Source organism: Nonomuraea fuscirosea, from assembly GCF_003001935.1.
GTDB classification, from domain to species: Bacteria; Actinomycetota; Actinomycetes; order Streptosporangiales; family Streptosporangiaceae; genus Nonomuraea; species Nonomuraea fuscirosea.
Genome location: NZ_PVNG01000021.1, coordinates 71,423 through 95,641 on the forward strand (window position 1 = coordinate 71,423; position 24,219 = coordinate 95,641).

General features: G+C 72.0%; 24 protein-coding genes. 11 read left to right on the forward strand and 13 right to left on the reverse strand.

Annotated features, from left to right (window positions below; genetic code table 11):
- Positions 1 to 43: 43 nt before the first annotated feature.
- The 5 genes from B0I32_RS39755 to B0I32_RS39775 form a co-directional block, all read right to left on the reverse strand.
- Positions 44 to 1,480, reverse strand: coding sequence for an MFS transporter (locus B0I32_RS39755; protein ID WP_106248531.1), 1,437 nt, complete (start codon positions 1,478 to 1,480; stop codon positions 44 to 46).
- 115 nt (positions 1,481 to 1,595) lie between these two features.
- The gene (locus B0I32_RS39760) at positions 1,596 to 2,903 is read right to left on the reverse strand and encodes an MFS transporter (protein ID WP_106248532.1); all 1,308 of its coding nucleotides are present in this window, start codon (positions 2,901 to 2,903) and stop codon (positions 1,596 to 1,598) included.
- Positions 2,900 to 4,066: a M24 family metallopeptidase gene (locus tag B0I32_RS39765; protein WP_106248533.1), complete on the reverse strand. Its 1,167-nt coding sequence runs from the start codon at positions 4,064 to 4,066 to the stop codon at positions 2,900 to 2,902. Before B0I32_RS39765 ends, B0I32_RS39760 begins: the two co-directional genes overlap by 4 nt.
- A gap of 22 nt (positions 4,067 to 4,088) precedes the next feature.
- Positions 4,089 to 5,105 carry a glutamate cyclase domain-containing protein gene (locus B0I32_RS39770; RefSeq protein WP_106248534.1) on the reverse strand — a complete coding sequence of 339 codons (1,017 nt, stop codon included), beginning with the start codon at positions 5,103 to 5,105 and terminating at the stop codon, positions 4,089 to 4,091.
- Positions 5,106 to 5,130: 25 nt separating this feature from the next.
- Complete coding sequence (locus tag B0I32_RS39775) at positions 5,131 to 6,459, reverse strand: MFS transporter (RefSeq protein ID WP_106248535.1); 1,329 nt, start codon at positions 6,457 to 6,459, stop codon at positions 5,131 to 5,133.
- A gap of 108 nt (positions 6,460 to 6,567) precedes the next feature.
- On the opposite strand from B0I32_RS39775, the gene B0I32_RS39780 reads away from it, so the two are divergent.
- A complete protein-coding gene (locus tag B0I32_RS39780; protein WP_181308307.1) occupies positions 6,568 to 7,290 on the forward strand; it encodes a TetR/AcrR family transcriptional regulator in 723 nt (240 codons plus the stop codon).
- Positions 7,291 to 7,323: 33 nt separating this feature from the next.
- On the opposite strand, the gene B0I32_RS39785 is transcribed toward B0I32_RS39780, so the two are convergent.
- Entirely contained in the window at positions 7,324 to 7,965 is a 642-nt protein-coding gene (locus tag B0I32_RS39785) for a LysE family translocator (protein WP_106248538.1), read from the reverse strand.
- A gap of 228 nt (positions 7,966 to 8,193) precedes the next feature.
- On the opposite strand from B0I32_RS39785, the gene B0I32_RS39790 reads away from it, so the two are divergent.
- From B0I32_RS39790 to B0I32_RS59175, 5 genes are all read left to right on the forward strand, one after another.
- Positions 8,194 to 9,456 (forward strand): MFS transporter, encoded by a 1,263-nt coding sequence (locus B0I32_RS39790; RefSeq protein ID WP_106248539.1) that lies wholly within the window; start codon positions 8,194 to 8,196, stop codon positions 9,454 to 9,456.
- 43 nt (positions 9,457 to 9,499) lie between these two features.
- Positions 9,500 to 10,336 (forward strand): hypothetical protein, encoded by an 837-nt coding sequence (locus B0I32_RS39795; RefSeq protein WP_106248541.1) that lies wholly within the window; start codon positions 9,500 to 9,502, stop codon positions 10,334 to 10,336.
- 70 nt (positions 10,337 to 10,406) lie between these two features.
- Entirely contained in the window at positions 10,407 to 10,997 is a 591-nt protein-coding gene (locus tag B0I32_RS39800) for a DinB family protein (RefSeq protein ID WP_106248543.1), read from the forward strand.
- 158 nt (positions 10,998 to 11,155) lie between these two features.
- The gene (locus B0I32_RS59170) at positions 11,156 to 11,587 is read left to right on the forward strand and encodes an alpha/beta fold hydrolase (RefSeq protein WP_219912246.1); all 432 of its coding nucleotides are present in this window, start codon (positions 11,156 to 11,158) and stop codon (positions 11,585 to 11,587) included.
- Between the two features lie 27 nt (positions 11,588 to 11,614).
- Positions 11,615 to 12,091: an alpha/beta fold hydrolase gene (locus B0I32_RS59175; RefSeq protein WP_219912247.1), complete on the forward strand. Its 477-nt coding sequence runs from the start codon at positions 11,615 to 11,617 to the stop codon at positions 12,089 to 12,091.
- 29 nt (positions 12,092 to 12,120) lie between these two features.
- On the opposite strand, the gene B0I32_RS39810 is transcribed toward B0I32_RS59175, so the two are convergent.
- From B0I32_RS39810 to speB, 7 genes are all read right to left on the reverse strand, one after another.
- A complete protein-coding gene (locus B0I32_RS39810; protein WP_106248544.1) occupies positions 12,121 to 13,278 on the reverse strand; it encodes an alpha/beta hydrolase family protein in 1,158 nt (385 codons plus the stop codon).
- Positions 13,279 to 13,288: 10 nt separating this feature from the next.
- Positions 13,289 to 14,707: a S41 family peptidase gene (locus B0I32_RS39815; protein WP_106248546.1), complete on the reverse strand. Its 1,419-nt coding sequence runs from the start codon at positions 14,705 to 14,707 to the stop codon at positions 13,289 to 13,291.
- Positions 14,704 to 15,750 (reverse strand): ABC transporter permease, encoded by a 1,047-nt coding sequence (locus B0I32_RS39820; protein ID WP_106248547.1) that lies wholly within the window; start codon positions 15,748 to 15,750, stop codon positions 14,704 to 14,706. The genes B0I32_RS39815 and B0I32_RS39820 overlap by 4 nt, the downstream gene beginning before the upstream one ends.
- The gene (locus B0I32_RS39825; RefSeq protein ID WP_106248549.1) at positions 15,747 to 16,634 is read right to left on the reverse strand and encodes an ABC transporter ATP-binding protein; all 888 of its coding nucleotides are present in this window, start codon (positions 16,632 to 16,634) and stop codon (positions 15,747 to 15,749) included. The genes B0I32_RS39820 and B0I32_RS39825 overlap by 4 nt, the downstream gene beginning before the upstream one ends.
- Positions 16,631 to 17,023, reverse strand: a complete 393-nt coding sequence (locus B0I32_RS39830) for a GntR family transcriptional regulator (RefSeq protein WP_106248550.1) — start codon at positions 17,021 to 17,023, stop codon at positions 16,631 to 16,633. The genes B0I32_RS39825 and B0I32_RS39830 overlap by 4 nt, the downstream gene beginning before the upstream one ends.
- A gap of 93 nt (positions 17,024 to 17,116) precedes the next feature.
- Positions 17,117 to 18,691: a thiamine pyrophosphate-binding protein gene (locus B0I32_RS39835; RefSeq protein WP_106248796.1), complete on the reverse strand. Its 1,575-nt coding sequence runs from the start codon at positions 18,689 to 18,691 to the stop codon at positions 17,117 to 17,119.
- Between the two features lie 67 nt (positions 18,692 to 18,758).
- Positions 18,759 to 19,694: an agmatinase gene (gene speB / locus B0I32_RS39840; RefSeq protein ID WP_106248552.1), complete on the reverse strand. Its 936-nt coding sequence runs from the start codon at positions 19,692 to 19,694 to the stop codon at positions 18,759 to 18,761.
- Positions 19,695 to 19,765: 71 nt separating this feature from the next.
- Here speB and argH point away from each other — a divergent pair, with 71 nt between their 5' ends.
- Genes argH through B0I32_RS39865 form a run of 5 tightly spaced genes read left to right on the forward strand, consistent with a single transcriptional unit; the run spans position 19,766 to position 24,212 of the window.
- A complete protein-coding gene (gene argH, locus B0I32_RS39845; protein WP_106248553.1) occupies positions 19,766 to 21,220 on the forward strand; it encodes an argininosuccinate lyase in 1,455 nt (484 codons plus the stop codon).
- Entirely contained in the window at positions 21,217 to 21,783 is a 567-nt protein-coding gene (locus B0I32_RS39850) for a helix-turn-helix domain-containing protein (protein ID WP_106248555.1), read from the forward strand. Before argH ends, B0I32_RS39850 begins: the two co-directional genes overlap by 4 nt.
- A 10-nt stretch (positions 21,784 to 21,793) precedes the next feature.
- Positions 21,794 to 22,615 (forward strand): amino acid ABC transporter permease, encoded by an 822-nt coding sequence (locus tag B0I32_RS39855; protein WP_106248557.1) that lies wholly within the window; start codon positions 21,794 to 21,796, stop codon positions 22,613 to 22,615.
- Positions 22,612 to 23,364, forward strand: coding sequence for an amino acid ABC transporter ATP-binding protein (locus B0I32_RS39860; protein ID WP_106248558.1), 753 nt, complete (start codon positions 22,612 to 22,614; stop codon positions 23,362 to 23,364). Before B0I32_RS39855 ends, B0I32_RS39860 begins: the two co-directional genes overlap by 4 nt.
- Positions 23,365 to 23,372: 8 nt before the next feature.
- Positions 23,373 to 24,212 carry an ABC transporter substrate-binding protein gene (locus B0I32_RS39865; protein ID WP_219912249.1) on the forward strand — a complete coding sequence of 280 codons (840 nt, stop codon included), beginning with the start codon at positions 23,373 to 23,375 and terminating at the stop codon, positions 24,210 to 24,212.
- Positions 24,213 to 24,219 lie beyond the last annotated feature (7 nt).

A 24,219-nucleotide genomic window follows, 5' to 3' on the forward strand; every position in this document is an offset into this window, starting at 1 on the left:
GGCATCGGCCGGGTCGGCGCGGGTGAACCCGCGGGTAAGCGTCCTACCTGAGCTCAGGGCTCAGGCGGCCGCCCGTGCGGCCCGCCGCACGGGCGGTGAGAGCGCCGATCGAGCAGATGATCGCGAACCCGAACAGGACGTAGCGGGCCGCGTCGAGCATCGAGGAGCCACCCAGGTTGACCAGGGCGCCCGCGGTGGCCGTACCGAACGCGATCGACAGGCTGGTCACGGTGGCGATCGCGGCGGCCGCCCGCCCGCCCTCCTCCGGATCAGGGGTGCCGGCCATCACCGCCACCGCCAGGTGCGGGTAGGCCAGCCCGACGCCGGCCCCGGCGGCGCACAGCACCGGCACCCACAGCAGGACCAGCCAGCCGGGCGCGTCCTGGCGCTGCAGCAGCCCCTGGAGGAGGAAGCCGAATGCCAGCAGCAGCGGCCCGGCGACGCGCAGCCGGCCGATCGTGCGCTCGCCGGCGGCCGAGGAACCGACGAGCTGCGTCGCCGACCAGCCGAGGGAGACGACCGCCCCGAGGAACCCCGCCACGGCCGGCGTCAGCCCGCCCAGCCGCTGGCCGAACAGCGGCAGGAACGACTCCACCGCCACGCCGAAGGCCAGCAGCGCCAGCGTCAGGTACAGCCACTTCAGCGCCGAGCCCGGCCGGTAGGTGGCGGCCGGGAAGACCCGGCGTTCACTGCGCCGTTCATGAGCGACGAAGGCCAGCATCAGCAGCAGCGCCACCGCGATGCCGGCCGCCATGGCGGCGGCGCCGGGCAGCACCCCCGCCACGCTGACCGCGGCGGTGGCCGCCGTGACCAGCAGCAACGACAGCACCGGGACCGGCGCCCCGGCGCCACCGCGGTCGCCGCGCGGCAGCACCCGGGGCACGAGCAGGCCGCACACCCCCGCGATCACCGCCATCGTGACGAACGCCAGTCGCCAGCCGCCGAACTGGGCGAACAGCCCGCCGAGCGCGGGGCCGACGAAGTTGCCGACACCGTACATCGCCGACATGAGCGCGTTGCCCCGTGCCCACAACCGCGGCGGCAGCGCCGATCGGACGGCGGCGAAGCCCAGCCCGGACAGCAGCCCCGCGCCCAGCCCCTGGGCGCCGCGACCGGCCAGTAGTACCGGCATCTCCGGGCTCACCGCGCAGGTCAGCGAGCCCAGCAGGAAGACGCCGAAGCCGAGCAGGTAGGCGCCGACGTCACCCCACCGGGCGAGGAGGCGGCTGACCAGCATCGTCGCGATCACCATCGCGACGAGATAGATCGTCATGTTCCACGCGTAGAAGCCGGCGCCGCCGATGTCGGCCACCGCGGTCGGCAGCAGGCTAGACGCCAGGTAGATGTTGATCGCGCCGACGAGCACGCCGACGGCCGGCACGATCGCCGCCCCGGCGTGCTCAGGGCCCAGCAGCTCCCGCCACGAGCCCGGAGCGGGGTGGTCGCCGGTGGTCACTCCGGCGCTGTCAGAAGCAGTCATGCGTTCAAGCCTGTCGTTGAACGGGCTCCAGAGACTTTCGCCGGCTGCCCTGTCCCCTGCCTGGGCTCGGTGCGCGGAAAGCCTCAACGGCCGGTCGAAGCGCACCCCTGAGGGTTCAGGGCGGGGAGATCGGAGTGACGGGCTCGCGGTGGGAGGCGGACGTCGTCAGCGCGAGCAGGCCGCTCAGGATGAGGCAGACGGCCATCGCGGTGAACGGGGCCTGGTAGCCGCCGCTCAGGTCACGCAGCCAGCCCGTGAAGTAGCCGGCCGCGAAGCCGCCGAGGCTGCCGACGGTGTTGATCAGGGCCAGGCCCGCCGCGGCGGCCGCGCCCGTGAGGGACTCGCCGGCGATGCTCCAGAAGATGGGGATGGCCGCGTAGATGCCGATGGCCGTGATCGAGACGCCGAGCATGAGGAGCGGGAAGGAGTCGCCGGCGTAGGAGCAGATGAGGACGGCCAGGCCCGCGAGCACGGCGGGCGCCGCGAACCGCCAGGGGCGCAGCCCCCTTGTCCGGGAGCGCCGGCTCCACACCCAGCAGGCGATCGCGCCGAGCGTGAACGGCACGAAGGTCACGAGGCTGAGGGCGTTGGCGTTGTCGCCGCGGGGGAGGGCGGCGGTGACGAGGGGCAGGAAGAAGCTGATCGCGAACATCGGGAAGGTGAGCAGGAAGAAGATCCCGGCCAGCCGGATCGTCACCGGGCTGCGCAGGGCCGCCAGGAACGAGCGGTGCTCGCCGGCCTCCCGGGCCGGGCCGGACCGTTCGAGGGCCTCCCGCTCCTGCGGGGTCAGCCACGTCGCCTCGCGCGGTGTCGAAGGCAGGGCCCTGAGCACGACGAGTCCGAGGACGACCGCGGCCAGCCCTTCGACGGCGAACATGAAGCGCCAGCCCTCGATTCCGAACGTGCTGGTCCCGTGGTGGATGAGCCAGTTGGAGACGGGGCCGCCCAGAGCCGTCGAGAGGGGCACCGCGACGTAGTACACGCCGAGCACCGCGACGCGCTGCGGCCCGCTGAACCACAGCGTGAGGTAGAACAGGATCCCGGGCAGCAGGCCCGCCTCGGCGATGCCGAGCAGGACGCGCATCGCGGCGAACGAGCCCGCCCCGGTGACCAGGGCGTGCGCCGCGGCGGCCAGCCCCCACGTGACCGCGATCCTGGCCAGCCACCTGCGCGCGCCCACCCGGTAGAGCAGGTAGTTGCTGGGCACTTCGAGCACGACGTAGCCGACGAAGAACAGGGCGACGCCCAGCCCGTAGGCGGTGGCGGTCATGCCGAGGTCGGGGTTCATGTGGGGGGCCGCGAAGCCGACGTTGACGCGGTCGAGGTAGTTGACGAACAGCAGGGCGATGAGGATCGGCAGGAGGCGTCTGGCCGCCTTGCCGCCGGCTGTGGCGAGCAGGTCCGGGGAGGGGGTCTGGGTCATCGTGCGCTCTCGATCAGTACGCGGGTGCCGGGGGGTGTGGTCAGGTTGACGGTCTCGTCGCGGCCGACGTGGACGAAGTCCTCGATGTGGAAGCCCTGCGCGGGGTCGGTCCAGCCGAGTTCGATCTCGAGGGTCATGCCTTCGACGAGCGGCTCGTCGTACTCGACGGTCAGCTGCGGCTCCTCGTGCAGCACCAGGCCGATGCCGTGCCCGACGATGCTCCAGCGGAACTCCTCGCCCTGGCGCTCGTACGCGCGCCGGGCGAGGTGCACGAGCTCGCGGGCGGCGACACCCGGCCGGGCCGCTTCGACGATGGTGTCGTGGACGGCGCTGATGCGGTCGAAGCGGGTGCGTTGCGCCCGGCTCGCGGTGCCGACGACGGCCGTACGGGCGATGTCGGAGCAGTAGCCGTCGATGCGGACGCCCCAGTCGGTCCGGATCAGCATCCCGGCCTCCAGCGCCTGGTCGCCGGGCCACGGATGCCACTGCCCGGCGCGGCAGCCGCCGCCGAAGATCGAATGGGTCAGTTCCTGCGCTCCTTCGCGCATGAGCGCGTCGGTGACGCGCGCGGCGACGGCCCGTTCGCTCTCGCCCGCGACGATGCTCCGCAGCCCGTTCTCCAGGTGACGGGCCGTCATCCGGTTGACGTGCGTGAGGAGTGCGACCTCGGCCGGCGTCTTCACCTTGCGCATCTCGTTCAGCAGCGGCCAGGCGTCGCCGTACCGCAGCCCGGGCAGCCGGCGCCGAAGACCCTCGACGATCTTGTACGGGGTGGCGCGGTGCTCGACGCCGATCAGGCCGGAGGTGATGCCCAGGCCGGTGAGGGCCTCGGCGACCACGTCGATCATGTGGTCGTGCTCCCCCAGGTAGCCCCGGATGTCCTGGATGCGCGGGCGGCTCTCTTCGCGGGCCCAGGTGCCGGCCCCGTTCCAGGCGTCGGCGCGCGGGGCAGGGACGACGTAGACGGGCGGCGCGCCGTTCGCGGGCCACACGACGATGTGCAGCCGTTCCCAGGTGAGCCGCATGTCCGGGTGGTAGAAGCCGGACAGGTAGTGGGTGTTCTCGGGCCAGGTCGACACGATCGCGTCGAACGGGCCCGCGTCGAGCAGGCGCTGGATTCGGCCGACGTCGGCGTATCCGGTGGCAGGGGGGTTCGTCGTCATCGTGACGGCCTCTCGGGTGTGCTCAGTGCGAGGGGGAGGGCGCCCTGGTCAGGGCCTGGGTGACGGCCGTCCGGATGAGGGTGGCGGCGGCGCGCTGGGCGTCCAGCGGCACGCCGTCGTCGCTCAGCGTGGGACGGGCGTGCCAGCCGCAGACGACCCCGGCGCGCACGGCGGCGCGCAGCAGGTTCTCCACGTAGTCGGCGTCCGCGATCAGGTCGGGCCGTTCGACGAGGTAGGCGATGAGCGCGGTGACGGCGTACCCGCCCCAGTCCGAGATGGCGGCGGTGAGCACGTGATCGGTCGTCACCGCGGCGGCCATCCCGGCGCCGCAGGGGCAGCGGCATGTCCCGCCCGCGGGCTGGATGGCCGCCACCTCCGGGATGGCGCCGAAACCCGCCTCGTTGCCGGCGTCGCCGATGCCGCAGGTGAGCACGCCCTGGGCGTGTGCCCGCTCGAACAGCGCGGCGCTGTCGAAGTGCACGTCGTGCCAGGGGTTGCCGGTGGCGCCGTGGATGACGCCCGCGCGGTTCGGGGCGAGCAGTTCGATGGCCAGGACGAGGCAGGGCCGCAGGTCGTCCAGGATGGCGCGGCTGAAGTCGCGTCCGGCGTCGTCGTCCTGCGGTGAGACGTGCAGCGTGACCGTGCCCGGCCGGTGGTCGTCCTCGCCGAGCCGGACGTTGAGCTCGCCCGCGCGTACGACCTCGGCCAGCGGCCCCAGGAACCGTTCGACGGAGGCGAGGTGGACCTCGGCCCCGAGGCCCAGGGTGAGGATCCGGGCGAGGGCCACCGCGCCGAGGAGGCCGTCGATCTCGCCGGTGGGCAGGCTCGGCGGGCCGCCCGCGCCGCACAGGATGACGACGCGGTCGCCGGGTTCGACCCGGTTCACGATCGCCTGCGCCATGGCGGTGCTGAGCGGCTTGCCGGTGTGCCGGCGTACGGCCTCGTACAGCTGGTGGGCGACGCCTCTGGGCATGTTGCCGAGGGGGCGCAGCTCGGTGGTCATGATCTGGTCGACGTACTGTCCGATGATCTCTGGCAAGGGTTCGGCCTTTCGGGTGAGCGGGCTAGGCGCGCGGCGGGCCGGCGAACTCGGGCCGCCGCCTGAGCAGCAGCGCGACCACGGCTCCGAGCGCCATGACGGCGGCGACGACGAACATGGCCGGCCGGTAGCTGCCGGTCGCCCCGTACAGGCCGCCGGTCATGTACGGGGCGACGAACCCGGCCACGTTCGCCAGCCCGCCCGCCACGCCGATGCCCGCCGCCGCGGCGGCGCCGCGCAGGAAGCGCGGCGGCAACTGCCAGAAGACGGGCAGCACCGCGTAGCTGCCGGCCGCGGCGATGGAGATCGCGATCATCACGAGCGTCGTGCCGGGCAGGTAGAGGGCCACCGACACGGCGACGGCGCCCACGAGCAGCGGGACCGCGGCGTGGTAGTGGCGCTCCTGATGCCGGTCGGAGCTGCGGCCGACCAGCCACATGGCCAGCGCCGCCGCCGCGAACGGCACGGCGGTCAGCAGCGCCGTCTCCCAGATCGAGAACGGCCGGCCGGACGGCGCGGCCAGGCTCGCGATGACCTGGGGCAGGAAGAAGGACAGGGCGTAGCCGCCCATGTTCACCGAGAGCCCGATGAAGGAGACGGCGTAGATGCGCCAGTCCTTCAGCGCCGACCGGACGTCCGACGGGCCGTGCTCGGCGGCGGCGCCGGCTTCACGCTCCAGCGTGGCCCGCAGCGCGCCGCGTTCGTGCTCGCTGAGCCACGGGACGTCCTTCGGCGAGCCGGGCAGGACGAAGAACACGAGCACGCCGACGAGCACGGCGGGAACGGCCTCGGCCACGAACATGAACCGCCAGCCCTCAAGGCCCCACAGGCCGTGACCGTGCTCGATCAGCAGCGCCGACAGGGGCGCGCCCAGCACGACCGCGACGGGGATCGCGATGAGGAAGAGCGCGACCATGCGGGCCCGTACCGGCGCGGGGAACCAGAGCGTGAGCAGGTAGATGACGCCCGGCACGAACCCCGCCTCGGCGATGCCGAGCAGGACGCGCACGGCGTAGAAGCCGACCTCGGACTGCACGAACCCCATGGCCCCCGAGATCAGTCCCCAGGTCACCATGATGCGCGCGAGCCAAATCCGGGCGCCGACCCGGTGCAGGATGACGTTGGAGGGCACCTCGAACGCCACGTAGCCGATGAAGAACAGCCCCGCCCCCAGGCCGTACGCGGTGCTGGACAGCCCGAGATCGGCGTTCATGGTGGCGGCGGCGAAGCCGATGTTGACCCGGTCGAGATAGCTGATGACGTACATCAGCGCGACCAGGGGGATGAGCCGGACGGCGGCCTTACGGGTGGCTGAGCGCAGGGCGGCCGGATCGCCGGTGGTGATGTGGGTCATGACACCTCCTGGCGATACAGCGTATAGATTTCATATACGTTGTAAATAGCTGGATGAAAAGATCTTCATCCCCCGTACGACGTATCCGTCTGCGGTACGGTGGGAGACGTGACCTCCCGACCCGCCCCAGACCAAGGACGTCCCGAGCCCGGCGAGCCCCGGCGAGCCCGCCGCGGGTCACGCACCCAGGCCGTCTCCGTCACCCTGGACGACGTGGCCGACGCGGCGCTGCGGCAGGCCGGCCAGTCCGGGCTCGACGCCGTGACGATCCGCAGCGTCGCCACCGAGCTGGGCATCTCCCCCATGACGATCTACCGGTTCGTCGACTCCAAGGACGAACTGATCGACGCCATGCTCGTCCTCGCGCTCAGCAGGATGGAGGTGCCGCACAGCAGCGCCTCGGACTGGCGGCAGCGGGTCATCGACATCATGGTGGCCTGGCGGGAGCTGCTCCTCGCCCATCCCAGCGTGGTCCAGATGCTGGTGAACAGGCGCGTTCCGGCCCACTCCGAAGGTCTCGGGCGGCTGGCCGAGCACGTCCTGGCGAACCTGGAGGACGGCGGCATCACCGGTGAGGAGGCGGCGCGGACGTTCTGGCGGATCTTCTCCTTCACCTTCGGCCACATCGTGTTCGAGCGGCCGCGGCGCGACATCGACGCCGAGGCGCAGGCGGAGGCCGGGCGCGCGATGGCGGCGACCGCGCGCCTGCGCGGCTTCGAACGGGTGCGGGACCTGGCGGGCGAGCTGACCGACATCGCCGCGCGGGGCACGCTGGAGAGCTCGCTCAAGGTGCTGCTCGACGGGGTGGGCGCGCGACCGTCCGGCACCTGACGGGGCCCGCGGTGTACGCCTGGTGCAGCGCGATCAGTCGCCGAGCGCGAGCCTGATCCCGAACGCGGCGATCACGGTCCCGGCGACCCGGTCCAGCAGCCGCCTGGCCCGGCCCGTGCGGAGCCATCCGCGCAGGCCGCGGGCGAAGGCGACCAGCGCCGCCGACCAGACCAGCCCCAGCGCGACGTGCACCGAGGCGAGCAGGACTCCCATCGCCAGGTGATTGGTCTGCGCCGGGATGAACTGCGGCAGCACGGCGACGTAGAAGACGCCCACCTTGGGGTTGAGCAGGTTCGTCGTCAGACCCTGGCGGAAGCCGCGGACCATCGCGTCGGCTCCGGAGGCAAGCGGGTGCCCGTCCGGCTCCCCGTCCGCCGTCCTGCCGCGGAAGGTGCCGGCCAGCATCCGGACGCCCATCCAGACCAGGTACGCCGCCCCGGCCCAGCGCAGCACCTCGTACGCGATGTGCGAGGCGGTGAGCAGAGCCGTCACCCCGAGCGAGGTGAGCGCACCCCACATCAGGGTGCCGGTCTGGATCCCCAGCACCACACCCCACGCGCTGCGGCGGCGCCCGAGGGCCGCGGTCCGCAGGATCAGGGCGGTGTCCAGACCTGGAGTGAGGGTGAGCACACCCACGACGAGGGCGAATTGCCATAAGGAGGTGGTGACAGCCACAGCAGGCAAGCCTACTCTGCGCCTTCCGCCCTTGTCTGGAGCCGCTGAGCGGACATCCGTCCGTCTGCGCACGTCTTGGGCCCCTCACAAGCCCCAACACCCCCTTGACAGGTGCCGCGGCACGCATCATTCTGAGGCCAACCCATTGCCGACCGCTCTACGGACGATTGTCCGATGAAGTTCTGGCCGGAGGTGGGTTCACCCCCTGCGCCACAGAGGAGCCACTTGATGAGCAGCGCCACCGAGGGCGGAAGCGCCCGAACGAGCTCCGACTCCGGTTCATTGACGAAGACCTCCATCGCGATCGGCTTCGCGGTCCTGTGCACCTCGTACATGCTCAACGCGATGGACCGGCAGATCTTCTATCCCCTCCTGCCCGACATCCGGACCGAGCTCGGCTTCTCCCTCGAACAGGGCGGGCTCCTGGCCACCGGCTTCACCCTCGGCCTCGCCCTCGCCGGACCGCCGGCCGGATACCTGGCCGACCGGCTCTCCCGCAAGGCCATCGTCATCGTCAGCGTGCTCGTCTACTCGCTCGGCACCCTCGCCATACCGCTGGCCGTGGGATTCGTCGACATGAGCATCTACCGGCTGGTCTCCGGCGTCGGCGAGGGCGTCCAGGCAACCGCCCTGTACGCCGTGATCGGCGCGTTCTTCTTCCACCGCCGCGCCCTCGCCGCCGGCGTCGTCGGCGTGGCCTTCGGCCTCGGCGTCTTCCTCGGCCCGCTGTTCGGCAACGACCTCGCCGAGGGCTGGGGGACCTGGCGGGCGCCGTTCTTCCTGTTCGCCGCCGCCGGCCTGGTCATGAGCCTGATCATCGCGGCGACGGTGTCACGCAGGATGACCGAGGCGGTCACCGGCGCCGCCGCGGATCCGGCCGGGGCGTCGTACGACCACGTGCCGGCCTCCCCGTACAACCGCAACACGCTCGGCATCGGCATCGCCTGCGCCGTTTCCGGCCTGGTCTTCTACGGCTACCTCGGCCTCTACCCGACGTTCCTGCGCGAGGCGCTCGGCTTCGGGGCCGACCAGGCCGCGTTCGCCGTGTCCATGGGCGGCCTCGGCGCCATGATGGCCCTGCCGGCCGGCTGGCTCGGCGACCGGTTCAACCAGGCCCGCCTGCTGATGTTCGCCATGGTCGCCACCGGCGTCACCGCGTACCTGATGTACCAGATCGCCACCGCGGCCCCCGCCCAGTACCTGCTGTCGTTCCTGATGGGCACGTTCGCCAGCGGTTTCCTGTTCACCAACTGCAGCACGGCCATGCAGCGGGCCGTCCGCCCGCACCAGGTCGGCCGCGGCGCCGGCCTGTTCATCCTCACCTACTACGTGGCCGCCGCCTTCTCCGGGCTGCTGTTCGCCCGCCTGGTGGGCTCGCTCGGCTGGGACGGCGCCGGCCTCTGGCAGCTCACCCTGCTCCCGATCGTCGGCGTCGCCGGCCTCCTCCTGGTCGACGCGTCCAGAATGGTGCTGCCCAGAGCGGCCAAGTAGCCACGGGCATGAACCCTCCAGGCCGGTAACGCGTCCCAAAGATATGAAGAGATCATGTCTGGCCGTTCTGGCGCTGCTCGCGTCGCTGTGCGCCTGCGGCCAGACCGTAGCCGGCTCGGTACCCGGCGCGGCCGGGACCGAGACGATCGTGTTACCGAGGGCCGATCAGCCGAAACCGCATCGGCCCACCCTGGAGCGGCTCAAGCGAGAGGCGGCGGCGTCGGGCCGGCCTCTGGAGGAGGTCGTCAAACGGTACGCGGCCCGGCTGGCCGCCACCGCGTCGCCCAGGCCGACGGACTTCGACGGGTACGACCCCGCGGCGACCGAACCCGCCGTGGCGATCGACGGCATTCCCTACGCCGAGCTGGTCGACCTCGGGACCTTCGCCAGGTCGGAGGGCATCTCCTACGAGGAGGCCATCGACCGCTTCGGCTCACAGTCGTCCGACAGCCGGGTGATCGACGAACTCCATGCGGAGTTCCCTGACGAGATCTCCGGCGTCGCCTACGTCGACGACCACCAGGGGCTGCGCGTCGGCTTCAAGGGCCCCATTCCGGCTCGCGCGATCGAGCTGGCCAGGACCCTGCCCATGGAGGTCACCCTGATCGGCGGCAAGGGATTCTCGGCCGCGGAGCTCCGGCACGCCCAGGACACCGTCGTCTCCTGGCTCCGCTCCCGTCCTGAGGTGGCCACGGTGACGGCGCACGCGGATGACGAGACCGGCCGGGTCGAGGTCACCGTTCAGCCGAAGGTGATGCCGGACGACGCCGAGGAGTTCAGGCGCGGGCTTGAGCTCCCGCAACCGGACAACCCGCACATCACCCTCCAGGTCACGCTCTCCGCCGACTCGATCGCCGTCCCCCAGCAAGGGCCCCAGTGAGGAGCACGGCGAGGGCCGCGCAGGTGCGGGATTTGGACACGGCGTTCGGCCCATGGCAGGCTCGTGCCGCATGATCGATGATTGCGCGAAGGACACCCTGCACGGGAGGCTCCGGCGCGACCGCGAGGCGCTGCTGTGGAAACTCGACGGCCTGTCCGAGTACGACTCCCGCCGGCCGCTGACCGCGACCGGGACCAACCTCCTCGGCCTGGTCAAGCATGTGGCCATGGTCGAGGCCAGGTACTTCGGCGAGGTCTTCGGCCGGCCTTCACCGGAGCCGCTGCCCCGGTGGCAGGACTCCGACGGCGGCGATCACTGGGCGGCCGAGGACGAGACCCGCGATCAGATCATCGGGTTCTACCGGCGCACGTGGGAGCACTCGGACGCGACGATCGACGCGCTTCCCCTGGACGCCCCCGGCCGCGTGCCGTGGTGGCCGGAGTCGACGCCGGCCCGGCACTCGAACCTGTTCGCCATCATGCTGCACGTCCTCGGCGAGACCGTCCGGCATGCCGGGCACGCCGACATCCTGCGCGAGGGCCTCGACGGCCGGACCGGGCTGCGCCCCGAGCACGAGCAGCGGATCGACGAAGCGGCCCGCGCGGCCTACCGCGCGAAGATCGAGCGGGCCGCCGCGACGGCCGCACGGATCACGGCTTGAGCGGAGGTTGCCGGCACCCCGCTCGCGAGCCCACCTGAGGGTAAGGCGGGCGCTACGGGAAGAGCTCGCGTGCCCGCCCGACGGTAGGGCCGGCACTACCGGGAAGACGGCGGAAGCCCTCATCTTCTGCGTCCGGGTCGTCTGACAGGCTCTGACGCATGTCGATCTTGCATTCGCGCCGCGCCTTCATCGGATTGACCGCCGGCGCCGCCGCCGGTCTGGCAACCGCCGGCATCTCGGGTACGGCACGTGCCGCGGAACTGCCCCGGATCACGCCGTTGCGGATTCGCACGGCCGCCGGCACCTTCGACGCCGTCGCCGCGGGTCCGCGCCACGGCCGGAAGGTGCTCCTGTTACACGGCTTCTCCGAGGCCGGCATCGAGTGGGAGCACCAGCTACGGGCCCTCGCCGCGCGCGGTTACCAAGCGGTGGCTCCCGACCAGCGGGGTTATTCGCCAGGGGTCCGGCCGGCCGGGATCGAGGCCTATCGCCTGGACCACGCGGTTCAGGACGTCCGGGCGATGGCCGACGCCCTGGGCTGGGGCAGGTTCGACCTGGTCGGGCACGACTGGGGCGCCGCGGTCGCCTGAATCGCCGCGGCGAGGCACGCCCGCCGGGTGCGTTCGCTGACCGCCGTCTCAGTGCCGCATCTCGGCGCGTTCGCCGAGGCGCTGCGGACGGACCCCGTGCAGCAGGAGGCGTCCACGTACATGGATGTCTTCCGGCAGCCGGCACCGGGGCCCGAGAACATGATGCTCGCCTCAGGCCCGCCCAAGCTGCCGGGCGTCGATCCGGCGAAGTGCGCGGAGTACTTCCGCCGGCTCTCCCGTCCCGGCGCCTTGACCGGCGTGCTGAACTGGTACCGGGCCAACGACTTCGAGGGCTACGAGCAGCGGGTCGCGGTGCCGACGCTCTTCATCGCGAGCACGAAGGACCCGATGGTCGCGCCGTCGGGAGTGCGGGCGACGAAGAACCGGGTCACCGGACCGTATCGGCTGGAGAACCTCGACGGCCTCGGCCACTTCATCCCGGAAGAGGCCCCTGACCTCACGAGCAGGCTGCTCCTCCGGCACCTCGCCTCCGTGCCCTCGTAGTCCCGGATCACCGGCGGCGTCCTACGGCCTCAACGAGGAGCCGCGCAGGCCGCGGGGCAGAGCTTGACCTCGGGGTGGCGTGGCGACGGCTCGTCCAGGAGGGGTTGCCGCCGCGACTTCAGGTGCAGGTCGAGGAAGGCCGCCACGTACGTGCGGGTGAGCTCGGCGGCGCGCGGCGCGGGCAGGACGCCGGAGGCGAGCCGGACGCCGAGCGTGGCCGCCATCAGCGGGCCGTCGGTGAAGGACTGATGTTCTGCGCCCGTCAGCACCAGCCAGCGTTTCCACCCGGTCAGCAGTTTCCAGTCGCGCTCCCAGGAGGGGTCGCGGCCGCCGGGGACGTGCTGCGGCGTGCCCAGGAACATGAACGGCCGGGAGAACCCCTTCTTGGGGATGCGGGCGTAGGTGGTGCCGTCCATGTCGACGCCGGCTCGCACGCGGGGGTCGCGCACCATGGCCGCCACGGCACTCGCCCCGCCCATCGACTGGCCGACCATGGCGATCCTGGAGCGGTCGATCCGGTGGGAGTCGTCCCACTTCGCGGGCAGTTGGTCGAGGACGAAGGAGACGTCCGCGGCCCGGCCCGCGACCACCCCGGAGCCGAAGCCGGGGTCGGTGTCGCTGTCGCAGGCGAGGCATTCGGCGACCCGCCCGCCGGCCAGGGTCGTGGCGTAACTCTCGTAGGTGTGGTCGACGCCCGCCACGACGTAGCCGCGGCTGGCCAGGTCCTCGGCCAGGGAGGTGAGCGTGCTCACCGGGTTGGTGAAGCCCGGCGACAGCACCACCAGCGGAAGTCTCCGTCCCGCGGGTTCGGCGTCCTTGACAGCGTTCGTGCGCGTCCTGCTGAGGATGTCGTCCGGGACGCCCATGACGCCGTAGCGTCTGACGGCGAGCCGCGATTCCTGCGCCGTCATGTACGGCGCCTTCGGCCCGTCGCGCCGCGCGGCCGGATACCAGAGGGTGACCTTGAGCTCGCGCGCGCCGGCGTCGAGGTTCCAGGGATCGGGGCGGGAGGTGTCCTTCAGATACAGGACGGTGGTGCCGACCGGCCGGGCGCCGGTGGGGGCGGGCAGGGTGGCGGGCCCGGACGGCGTGGCCGAGGGAACGGCCGAGCGGGGCGGCGTGGGCGCGGAGCAGGCGGACGAGGCCAGCACGACCAGTCCCGCGGCGACGGCCAGGAGGTGTCTCATGGAGGCGTCCTCACTTGTGCAGCAGGGTCAGGGCCTTTGCCAGAGCCGGGTCGCGCCCGGCGGCCGCGTCCTCGGGGGTCAGGGGCACGTGGTGGTCGGGCGGCACGCCGATCCGGTCGACCACCTCGCGATCGGGTCCCAGGTGGTGCCTGCTGGGCAGGGCCAGCAGGGTGTTGTCGCGCAGCAGATAGCCCTGCGCAGGCCCGGAGACGGCCCCGGCGGTCCTGGTGCCGACCAGCAGGCCGGCGCGCAGGTCCTTGATCGCGGAGCTGAAGTGTTCGCACGCCGAGGCGCAGCCGCGGTCGATCAGCACCGTCAGCGGCAGGCCGACCAGGGCGACGGTGTCGTCGGTCCGCAGGGTCTCGCACCTGTCGTCCGCCGTGCACAGGTAGGCGGTGGTCCGGCCGTGGGCGAACGCGCTCACCAGCCGGATCGCCTCTCTGGGACTGCCGCCGCCGTTGCCGCGCAGGTCCAGGACGACGCCGGCCGGCGTCCGGCCGGTGCGTAGCCGGGCGATCGCCTGCAACGCCCGGTCGGCGGAGTCGGGGGCGAACCCGCGCACCCGTACGTAGACGATGTCGTCGTCCAGCAGCCGCGACCGCACCATCTGCAGGGCCGTGAGGTCCTGCTGGAACAGGCCGGGTTCGAGGGTCACGCTCCAGCGGCGGCCCGTGCTCTGCCGCAACAGCCGCAGCCGGACCGGGCGCGCCCGCGGGTAGCGCGGATAGAGGGCGGCGATCGCCGGCGTGGGCTTCCCGTCGATGAAGGGGGCCGAGCCGTCGATCGACTCGACGACGTCGCCCGGGCGCAGCCCGGCGGCCCGCGCGGCGCCGCCCTGGACGGTGGTGACGAACAGCGGCGGAACGGCGGCGCCTGGGTCGCCCTCCGCCTGCGCACCGCTGACGTTCGCGAGGAGCCCCAGGCCGTAGCCGTCGCCGTCGTAGTGATTGGGATGCCGGACGATGTCATGCGCCCAGACGGCGTGGTTGTCGCCCAGACCGGCCACCATGGCCTCAAGGGTGACGACACCCAGCCGGTCGCGCAGACCGGGGACCTGATCGGTGATCGCGCGGAAGGCGGCCTCGAACGCGGCCCAGTCGGCTGCGCGGTCCCCGGTCAGCGCCGGCATGGTGGCCCCCGGCACGTCGCGCCCGGCCCGGTTGAGCTCCTGGGTCAGCGCGGCGAAGGCGGCGCGCAGCAGCGGGCGGGTGTCCAGCGTGGCGCCGCCGTAGTAGTTGCCGAGGATGCAGAAGTACGCCTGCTCGACGACGTCGATCGTGGTGGCCGTCTCCGGGCCGGGAGGTTCCTGGGGAGCCGCGCAGACCGTCCCGGCCGCCCTGCTCGCCAGCTCGCGCGGCGGCGTCGGCGCCGTGCAGGCCGCCCCCAGCAGGAGGGCGAGGACGGCGGCCACGGTCCTGACCGCGCTCATGACAGGCGCCCGCGGATCCACCAGAACGACAGCCAGGTGAGGCCGAGGGTGAGCAGGGCGTAGATCCCGGTCTCGATCCACTGGAAGGGCCAGAAGCGCTCCAGCGGCTGGTAGGTCGCCTGCTGCCGGTAGCCGAGCCGGTTGATCTCGGCGACGCAGCCGTCCCCTGAGCCCGCCGTCGGCGCGCAGGGGCCCGAGGTCGTGGAGGTGGCGACGACGGCTCCCTCGCCGCGGTCGGGGATCATCCGTCCTGACGGGTCGAGCAGGTCGTTGGCCAGGACCCAGGCGCCCGCCTGGCCGGGTACGGCCGGCCGCAGGGAGATCCGCGGGTTCGCCCCGCCGTCCCGGGGGATGCTGATGCTGTCCACGCTGGTCTTGCTGAGCTCGAAGGTCGCGGTGATCGGGGGCATCAGGTGCGGCCGGACCAGCAGCGGCATGGCGAGCTGGATGGCGGCGAAGGCGGCCAGGGTGAGGACCATGGCCGGGAGCGTGCGGCGGACCAGCATGCCCACGCTCACGCCCAGGACGAAGGCGAAGGCCGCGTACCCCATCGGGGCGATGCCGCGCGCGCCGAACACCAGCGGGGCCATCAGGGCCAGGTTCTCGGCGGCCGATCGGTCCAGGGGGTCGGCCCACCAGGTCACCATGAGGCCGCACAGACCGGCGAGGGCCATGGCGGTCAGCCCCATGAGCCCGAGCTTGACCGCCAGCCAGCGGGCGCGGGTGATGCTCTGGTTCCACACCAGCAGGTGCGTTCCCGCCTCCAGCTCGCGGGTGATCAACGGTGCTCCCCAGAAGAGCCCGGCGAGGGCCGGCAGCAGCAGCACGACCAGGCTCAGCGCCATGAACGAGGTGTCGTGCCCGCCGAAGAAGTGGTCGTAGAAGCGGTCGCAGGTGTTGTCCTGGACGCAGGCGGCGATGCCGGCGGAGTAGTCGGCGGCCAGGCCGGGGCCGGTCAGCGCCAGGGCGGCGGCGAGGAGCACGAGCAGGGCGGCCATCGTCGCGGCCGAGCCGCGGAACTGGCGCCAGGTCAGCCAGATCACCTCTGCACCTCCAGGGCGACCCGCCGCTCGGCGGTCCGCTGGTCCATGTAGGCCAGGACGAGGTCTTCCAGGCTGAGCCGGCTGACCGTCCAGGCGGGGTCGTGGATCGGGTCGTCGGTGCGGATCACGTACGTGCTCTGCCGGTCGGTGTGCCGCGCGGAGATCACGTGCTGCCCGGCCGGCAGCCGGTCGGGATCGCGGCGCGGGCCGGTGAGCCGGTGGTGGGTGGCGAGCAGGTCGTCGACCTCTCCGGTCACCCGTACGCGGGAGTCGACGAGCACGACCAGGAAGTCGCAGACCCGTTCCAGGTCGTGGACCAGATGGGAGGAGAGCACGACGCTGAAGCGGCGCTCGGCGGTGGCCTCCATCAGGTGCTGCAGGAACTCCCGGCGGGCCAGCGGATCGAGCGAGGAGACGGGTTCGTCCAGGATGAGCAGCTCGGGCCGCTTGGCTAAGCCGAGGGTGAGGGCGAGCTGGGCGCGCTGGCCGCCCGACAGCCGGCCCGCCCGTTGCGCGGGATCGAGGCCGAGCCGCGCGATCCGTTCCCGCGCCGTGGCGGCGTCCCAGCGGGGGTTGAGCTGCTCGCCCAGCCGCAGGTGCTCGGCGACGCTCAGCCCGGCGTAGACGGGGGTGTCCTGGGCGACGAAACCGACCTTGGCCAGCTGTGCCGGGCCGCCGGCCGGCCGCCCGCCGAGCACGGTGATGTCGCCCGCCGTCGGCGTCAGCTGGCCGCCGGCCAGCTTCAGCAGCGTGGTCTTGCCGGCTCCGTTGGGGCCCACCAGCCCGACGACGTGGCCGGCCGGGATGTCAAGGGTGCACTCGCGCAGCGCCCAGCGTCTGCCGTATCTCCGGCCCAGTGCCTGGGCCCGCAGGACAGCGGTCACGCTATGTCCTCCTGAGCTGTGGTGCGAAAGGTGGACATGAACAGGGCCTCGATGCTCTCGTCGTCGAGGCCGGCCCGGCGGGCCTTGGCCAGCCAGCGCCGCAGATCCAGCCGCAGCGGGCCGTGCGCGGCCAGCGAGGCGTCGGTGAGCGTCGCCGTCACGAACGTGCCCACCCCCGGCCTGGCGGCGACCAGGCCCTCGTGCTCCAGCTCCCGATAGGCCTTCAGGACCGTGTTGGCGTTGATCGCCAGCTGCGCCACGACCTCCTTGACCGTGGGCAGCTGGTCGCCCTCGCGCAGCAGGCCGAGCCGTAGCGCGTGCCGTACCTGCTGGACCAGTTGCAGGTAGGGCGAGACGCCCGACCCGCCGTCCAGATAGAACTCGATCACCGGCGCTCCATTTATCTAGTCTCCTAGCACTTTAGAGAACTAGAGAGTAAAGGAAGCGTAAGGAGCGCCGCACCCGCCGGCGATCACCGGTGCTCAGGTCTGGGCGAACATCCGGGGACGAGCGCGCAGGACCACGACGTTCGGGCCGGGTTCGGCCAGGGAGGCGGTGAGCTGCCCGGCCAGGGAGGCGGGCGTGGCGGTCCTGGCGGGGACGCCGAACGAGGCGGCCAGATCGGCGAAGTCCGGCCTGACCAGTTCGGTGCCGGAGGGGGTGCCGAAGGCGTCCGTCATGTACTCGCGCAGGATGCCGTAACCCCCGTCGTCCACGATCAGCCAGGTGACCTCCAGGTCGTGCTGGCGCATGGTGGCGAGCTCGGCCAGGCCGTACATCGCGCCGCCGTCGCCGGAGATCGCGAGCGCGCGCCGTCCCGAGGCGGCCGCGCCCACGGCGGCGGGCAGCGCGTACCCGAGGCCGCCCGCGCCCTGCGCCGACCACATGGGGCCGGGGAAGGCCGACCACGCCCAGTAGGTCAGGATCGTCATGTCCCAGAACGACAGCACGCCGGTGGGGATGGCCTCCAGGAGCGCGAACTCCTGCTCGTGGCCGCCGAGCCGGTCACGCACCCGCCGCAGCACGCCGGCCACGGCCGCCTCCGCGCGCCCGTCGCCCTCCCTCGGCCGCACCGCCGCGGCGAGCGCGCCCAGCGTCGCCTTGGCGTCGGCGTGCACGGCGAGCGAACCGCTCGTGTTGGCCTCCAGCTTGCCGAGGTCGGCCTCGATGTGGATGACGCGGCCTTTCGGGCGCATCGTGTGGTAGTTGCTGGACAGCTCCCCCAGCCCCGTTCCCGCGACCAGCAGCACGTCCGCCTGCTCCAGGAAGTCCGTGACGTACCGGTCCTCCAGCCACGACCGCAGCGACAGCGGGTGCTCGCAGGGGAAGACGCCCTTCGCGGCGAACGTGGTGGCCACTGGCGCACGCAGCCGCTCGGCCAGGGTGAGCAGCTCCGGCCCCGCCCCGGACAGGGACGTCCCGCCGCCCGCCAGGATGACGGGGTTCGCGGCGGAGTCGAGTGCCCGCGCGGCCTGGCGTACCAGCTCGGCACGGGGAAGCGGCGTGCGCGGGCGCACGCTGAGATCGGCCGGAGGCGGGACGTCCGTGGGCGCGAGCAGAACGTCCTGCGGGATCTCCACCCAGGCGGGCCCCTGCGGCACGCTGAGCGCCGCCTCCCACGCCTGGGCCAGCGCGGAGGGGATCTGCGCGGCCGACCGCACGACCTGGACCGAGACGGCCACGCCGCGGAAGGAGGCCGCCTGGTCGGGGAGCTCGTGCAGGTAGCCCTTCCTGCGGCCGCACAGCCCGTCGGACGGGATCTGGCTGGAGATCCCGACCACGGGCGCGCAGGCCAGGCGCGACTCCATCAGGGCGGGCAGGGTGGCCAGCGCGCCGGGTCCCGTGGAGACCATGAACGGGGTCACCGTCCCGGTGGCCCGCGCGTGACCGTCGGCGGCGAAGGCGACGCCCAGTTCGGTACGGCACCCGACGTAGCGCAGCGGCGAGCGGCGCAAGGCGTCGAACAGGGCGAGCGCGTGCTGGCCCGGCTCGCCGAACACGGTCGTGGCGCCGAGCGCGGCCAGGGTCTCGACGACCAGGTCGCCGCCGGTCCTCATGCCCGCCACCCCCACGCGACCAGGCCGCCCACCGCCGTCATGCCCGCCGCTCTCACGCCCGCCGTCCTCACGCCTGTCCCCTCCTCAGTGCGAACAGGCTGATCAGGTCGTACGCGACGTGCGCGGCGGCGACCGCGGTGATCTCGGCGTGGTCGTAGGCGGGCGACACCTCCACCACGTCGGCGCCGACGAGGTTGCAGCCCGACAGCCCGCGCAGGATCTCCAGCAGCTCGCGGCTGGTCAGACCGCCCGCCTCCGGGGTGCCCGTGCCCGGGGCGTGGGCGGGGTCGAGCGCGTCGATGTCGACGGAGATGTAGAGCGGGCGCTCGCCGATCCGCTGTCGCAGGGCCTCAGCGACCTCGTCGGGGCCGCGCCGCATGACGTCGGACGCGGTGACGATGCCGAATCCGAGCCTGCGGTCCTCCTTCAGGTCGGCCTTGCCGTAGAGCGGGCCCCTGATGCCGACGTGGCTCAGCGCCTCGGTGTCGAGGACGCCCTCCTCGACCGCGCGGCGGAAGGGCGTGCCATGGGTGTACTCGGCGCCGAAGTAGGTGTCCCAGGTGTCCAGGTGGGCGTCGAAGTGCAGCAGCGCCAGCGGCCCGTGCTCGCGGGCCGCCGCCCGCAGCAGCGGCAGCGCGATGGTGTGGTCGCCGCCGATGGTGACGAGCCCGGCGTCGAACTCCCCGGCCGCCTGCTCGATCGTCTCGATGGCCTGCCCGATGTCGAACGGGTTGCAGGCGATGTCACCGGCGTCGGCGACCTGGAGATCGGCGAACGGCGAGACGTCCAGAGCGGGGTTGTAGGGCCGGATCAGCTTGCTGCCCTGACGCACCGCGGCCGGGCCGAAGCGGGCGCCCGGACGGTAGGAGACCCCGCTGTCGAACGGCACTCCCACGATCGCGACGTCGGCCCGCTCCACCTGATCGATCCGGGGCAACCGGGCGTAGGTGTCGGGCCCTGCGAAGCGTGGCACCTGCGAGGCGTCGACGGGTCCCTGCGGCATGAATCTCCCCTTGTGAACAGCATATTTCGGCTTAAAAGGCGCTATTGACACCCATGGCAACGCAGACCACTATGTCGGAAAACCTCGTTTACCGGAAGGCAACCGCGTTGTCCGATCAACTCTGGGGTGGACGCTTCCGCTCGCCTGCCGACCCGTCCCTGCTCGCCCTCTCCCGGGCGCCCGACAGCTACTTCCGCATGTCCCCGTACGACCTGGCGGGCTCGCGCTCCCACGTCCGTGAGCTGCGGCGGGCCGGGATCCTCGACGAGGGCGAGGCGGAGCGGCTGCTGGCGGCGATCGACACGCTGGACGAGGACGTCCGCGCCGGCCGCGTCGGCCCGAACGACTCCGACGAGGACGTGCACACCTTCCTGGAACGGGTGCTGGTCGAGCGGCTGGGCGAGGTCGGCGGCAAGCTGCGCGCCGGGCGCTCGCGCAACGACCAGACGGCCAACGACCTGCGGCTCTACCTGCGCGACCACGCCAGGAAGCTGGTGCTGGCGCTGGCCGGGCTGCAGGACGCGCTGGTGGCCCAGGCCCGCGCGCACGTCCGTACGGCCGCGCCCGGCTTCACCCACCTGCAGCCCGCCCAGCCGATCGTGTTCGGGCACCAGCTGCTCGCCCACGCGCAGGCGTTCGCCCGCGACGCCGACCGGCTGCGGGACTGGGACCGGCGCACCGCGCTGTCCCCGCTGGGCTCGGCCGCGCTGGCGGGATCGGCGATCGCCGTCCATCCGGAGTTGTCGGCGGTGGAGCTGGGCTACGACGGCCCGTGCGAGAACTCCATCGACGCCGTCGCCGCCCGCGACCACGTGGCCGAGTTCCTGTTCGCCGCCTCGATGCTCGGCGTCAACCTGTCGCGGCTGGCCGAGGAGGTCTGCCTCTGGGCCGCCCGCCAATTCGGCTGGGTGGAGCTGCACGACTCCTTCGCCACCGGCAGTTCGATCATGCCGCAGAAGAAGAACCCCGACATCGCGGAGCTGACCAGGGGCAAGGCGGGCCGCCTGCTCGGCAACCTCAACGGCCTGATGGCGACGCTGAAGGCGATGCCGCTGGCCTACAACAGGGACCTGGCCGAGGACAAGGCCGCCGTCTTCGACACCGTGGACACCCTGGCCATCGTGCTGCCGGCCATGGCCGGGCTGGTGCGCACGCTGTCGGTGAACGTCGACGAGCTGCGCACGCAGGCGACCGCGGGCTTCACGCTGGCCACCGAGGTGGCGGACTGGCTCTCGCGGCGCGGCGTGCCGTTCAGCCAGGCCCACGAGATCACCGGCGCGCTCGTGCGTACGTGCGAGGACAAGGGTCTGGACCTGCACGAGCTGTCGGACGCGGACCTGGCCGCGGTGGACCCGCGGCTGACACCGGACGTGCGCCCGCACCTCACGGTCGAGGCGGCGCTGGCCGCGCGCACGGGCTACGGCGCCACCGCGCCCGAGCGGGTTCTCGAGCAGATCGACCGCCTCGACGGGCTGCTGGAGCGGCAGCGCGCCTGGGCACGCGACTACGCGGGCCCTGCGACGTGATCTCGATTCCCGACACCCCCGGTCTCGGCCCGCGGGCCCGCGAGCTGCGCCGCCGGCGCCGGCTCAGCCTGACCGAGGTGGCCGAGCGGGCCGGGCTCACCAAGGGCTTCCTGTCCAGGTTCGAGCGCGGCCAGGTGTCCATCTCGGTGGCCTCCCTGCTGCGCCTGTGCTCGGCGCTCGACCTGGACGTGGCCGACCTGTTCGACGGCTCCAGCGGGCGGCTGGTCAGGGCCGGGAACCGGGGCAGGCTCGAGTTCGGCGGCACCGGCATGACCGAGTACCAGCTCACGCCGAAGGACGAGAGCAGGCTGCTGGTCCTGCTCAGCGAGATCGAGCCGGGCGGCGGGTCGGGCCACGAGCCGTACGCGCTGCCCGTCGACATCGAGTTCGTGCACGTCCTCAAGGGGCTGTTCACGATCGACGCCTCGGGCGAGCGGGTCGAGATGCGTGAGGGCGACTCGTTCCTGTTCCCCGGCGACACCCCCCACACCTTCACCAACCCCGGTGACGAGGTCACCCGAGTCCTGTGGGTGCTGGCGCCCGCGCTCACCTCCCGCTCGTGAGGAGATCCCCATGTCCCTAGATGTCGCCCATCTGCCCCGGGTGGCGCGCAAACACTACGGCCGGTACGTGGCCGCGGTCGTCGTGGTGGCCGTGCTCGTGGCGATCGTCGTCTCGTTCGCCGGCGGGCAGATCGAGTGGAGCGTGGTCGGGCAGTATCTGACCGCGCGGGCCATCCTGACCGGCGTGGTCAACACGTTCGTCATGGCGGTCTTCGCGATGATCGTCGGGTTGGCCCTGGGCGTGCTGTTCGCGGTGATGCGCATGTCGCGCAACCCGGTCACCCGCGGCGTCTCCTACCTCTACACCTGGATCTTCCGCGGCACGCCGCAACTGCTGCAGCTCTTCCTCTGGTTCAACCTGGCGCTCGTCTTCCCCTACTTCGTCATCCCCGGCATCGTCGAGGCGCGCACGGTCGACCTGATGACCCCGTTCGTCGCCGCGCTGCTCGGGCTGGGCATCTGCCAGGGCGCCTACACCTCGGAGGTGGTCCGCGGCGGCATCCTCTCGGTCGACCATGGCCAGACCGAGGCCGCGCAGGCGATCGGGATGACGCGCTTCCAGACGCTGCGCAGGATCGTGCTGCCGCAGGCGATGCGGGTCATCCTGCCGCCGATCGGCAACGAGTTCATCAGCATGGTGAAGCTCACCTCGCTGGCCAGCGCGATCCAGTACCAGGAGGTGCTGCACAGCGCCCAGAACATCTACTACGCCAACAACCGCGTCATGGAGCTGCTGTTCGTGGCGACGTTCTGGTACCTGATCGTGGTCAGCCTCCTGAGCCTGGGCCAGCTGGTCGTCGAACGCCGTTTCTCCCGAGGAGTGAAGAGATGATCAAGGCGGTCGACGTGCACAAGCGCTTCGGCGCCCACCACGTGCTCAAGGGCATCTCGCTGGAGGTGGCCGCGGGCGAGGTGCTGTGCGTCATCGGGCCGTCCGGCTCGGGCAAGAGCACGTTCCTGCGCTGCATCAACCAGCTGGAGACGATCGACGAGGGCGCCGTCTGGGTGGACGACGAACTGCTCGGGTACGTCGAGCGCGACGGGAAGCTGCACCAGCTCAGCGACGCCCAGATCGCCCGGCAGCGGCGTCCCATCGGGATGGTGTTCCAGCGGTTCAACCTGTTCCCGCACATGACCGCGCTGGAGAACGTGGTCGAGGGCCCGATCAGGGTGCTGCGCGAATCACGCGACACCGCCCACGCCCGGGGGCTGGAGCTGCTGGAGCGGGTGGGGCTGCAGGACAAGGGCGGCGCCTACCCGTCGACCCTGTCGGGCGGCCAGCAGCAGCGGGTGGCGATCGCCCGCGCCCTGGCGATGCGGCCGCGGCTGATGTTGTTCGACGAGCCCACCTCGGCGCTCGACCCCGAGCTGGTCGGCGAGGTGCTGGCGGTCATGCGCGACCTGGCCGGCTCGGGCATGACCATGATCGTCGTCACCCACGAGCTGGGGTTCGCCAAGGAGGTCGCGAACCAGGTCGTGTTCATGGACGACGGCCGCGTCGTCGAGACGGGACCGCCCGACCAGGTCCTGGTCAACCCCGCGCACGAGCGTACGAAGACCTTTCTCTCAGCAGTCCTCTAGGAGTCGCTTTGTTCCGTCCCATCGTCCTGCTCGCCTGCCTCGCCGTGGCCGCGACCGCGTGCACCGCGAAGGCGCCAGAAACCCTCAAGACCGCCTCGGACGGCGGCCTGCCGCCGAAGATCGCCGAGTCCAAGACCCTGGTGGTCGGCAACGTGCCCAACTACCCGCCGCTGGAGTTCAAGGACCCCAAGACCAACCAGCTCACCGGCTTCGACATCGACCTCGGCGACGCCGTCGGCAAGCAGCTCGGCGTCACGGTCAAGTGGCAGGAGACCTCCTTCGAGCAGTTGCAGAGCGCGGTCACCACCGGGCGGATCGACATGATCCTCTCGGGGATGAGCGACCTGCCGGAACGCCGGGAGACGCTCGACCTGGTCGGCTACATGAGCTCGGGCGCGCAGTTCTTCTCCACCTCCAAGATCGCCGACCCGAAGGACCTGTGCGGCAAGACCGTGGGCGCCAGCCGCCGCACCTCCTTCCCCAGCGAGATCAAGAAGTGGAGCGAGCAGAACTGCTCCGGCAAGCCGATCAAGATCGTCGGCACGGAGGGCTCCGCGGACGCGCGCACCCAGCTCACTCAGGGCCGGCTCGACGCGGCGGTCCAGGGCAGCGAGACCCTCCCGTACATCTCCAAGCAGGACCCCGGCAAGTTCAACGTCATCGGCGAGCCGTTCACCGAGGTCAACCAGGCCATGGGATTCGGCAAGCAGGACCCGCGCCTGCGCGACGCGGTCATCAAGGCGCTGGGCTCGCTGCAGCAGGACGGCACCTACGCGCGGCTGCTCGACAAGTGGGGCCTCAAGGGCAACGCCATCAAGCAGGTCACTCTCAACGGGGCCGCCGCGTGAGAGCCCG

Bases quoted from the DNA above. Each gene is read 5' to 3' on its own strand.
- B0I32_RS39755 (WP_106248531.1), bottom strand. From the start codon at position 1,480: ATGACTGCTTCTGACAGCGCCGGAGTGACCACCGGCGACCACCCCGCT.
- B0I32_RS39760 (WP_106248532.1), bottom strand. From the start codon at position 2,903: ATGACCCAGACCCCCTCCCCGGACCTGCTCGCCACAGCCGGCGGCAAG.
- B0I32_RS39765 (WP_106248533.1), bottom strand. From the start codon at position 4,066: ATGACGACGAACCCCCCTGCCACCGGATACGCCGACGTCGGCCGAATC.
- B0I32_RS39775 (WP_106248535.1), bottom strand. From the start codon at position 6,459: ATGACCCACATCACCACCGGCGATCCGGCCGCCCTGCGCTCAGCCACC.
- B0I32_RS39790 (WP_106248539.1), top strand. From the start codon at position 8,194: ATGAGCAGCGCCACCGAGGGCGGAAGCGCCCGAACGAGCTCCGACTCC.
- B0I32_RS39795 (WP_106248541.1), top strand. From the start codon at position 9,500: ATGAAGAGATCATGTCTGGCCGTTCTGGCGCTGCTCGCGTCGCTGTGC.
- B0I32_RS39800 (WP_106248543.1), top strand. From the start codon at position 10,407: ATGATCGATGATTGCGCGAAGGACACCCTGCACGGGAGGCTCCGGCGC.
- B0I32_RS59170 (WP_219912246.1), top strand. From the start codon at position 11,156: ATGTCGATCTTGCATTCGCGCCGCGCCTTCATCGGATTGACCGCCGGC.
- B0I32_RS39810 (WP_106248544.1), bottom strand. From the start codon at position 13,278: ATGAGACACCTCCTGGCCGTCGCCGCGGGACTGGTCGTGCTGGCCTCG.
- B0I32_RS39815 (WP_106248546.1), bottom strand. From the start codon at position 14,707: ATGAGCGCGGTCAGGACCGTGGCCGCCGTCCTCGCCCTCCTGCTGGGG.
- B0I32_RS39835 (WP_106248796.1), bottom strand. From the start codon at position 18,691: ATGAGGACCGGCGGCGACCTGGTCGTCGAGACCCTGGCCGCGCTCGGC.
- speB (WP_106248552.1), bottom strand. From the start codon at position 19,694: ATGCCGCAGGGACCCGTCGACGCCTCGCAGGTGCCACGCTTCGCAGGG.
- argH (WP_106248553.1), top strand. From the start codon at position 19,766: ATGTCGGAAAACCTCGTTTACCGGAAGGCAACCGCGTTGTCCGATCAA.
- B0I32_RS39855 (WP_106248557.1), top strand. From the start codon at position 21,794: ATGTCCCTAGATGTCGCCCATCTGCCCCGGGTGGCGCGCAAACACTAC.
- B0I32_RS39860 (WP_106248558.1), top strand. From the start codon at position 22,612: ATGATCAAGGCGGTCGACGTGCACAAGCGCTTCGGCGCCCACCACGTG.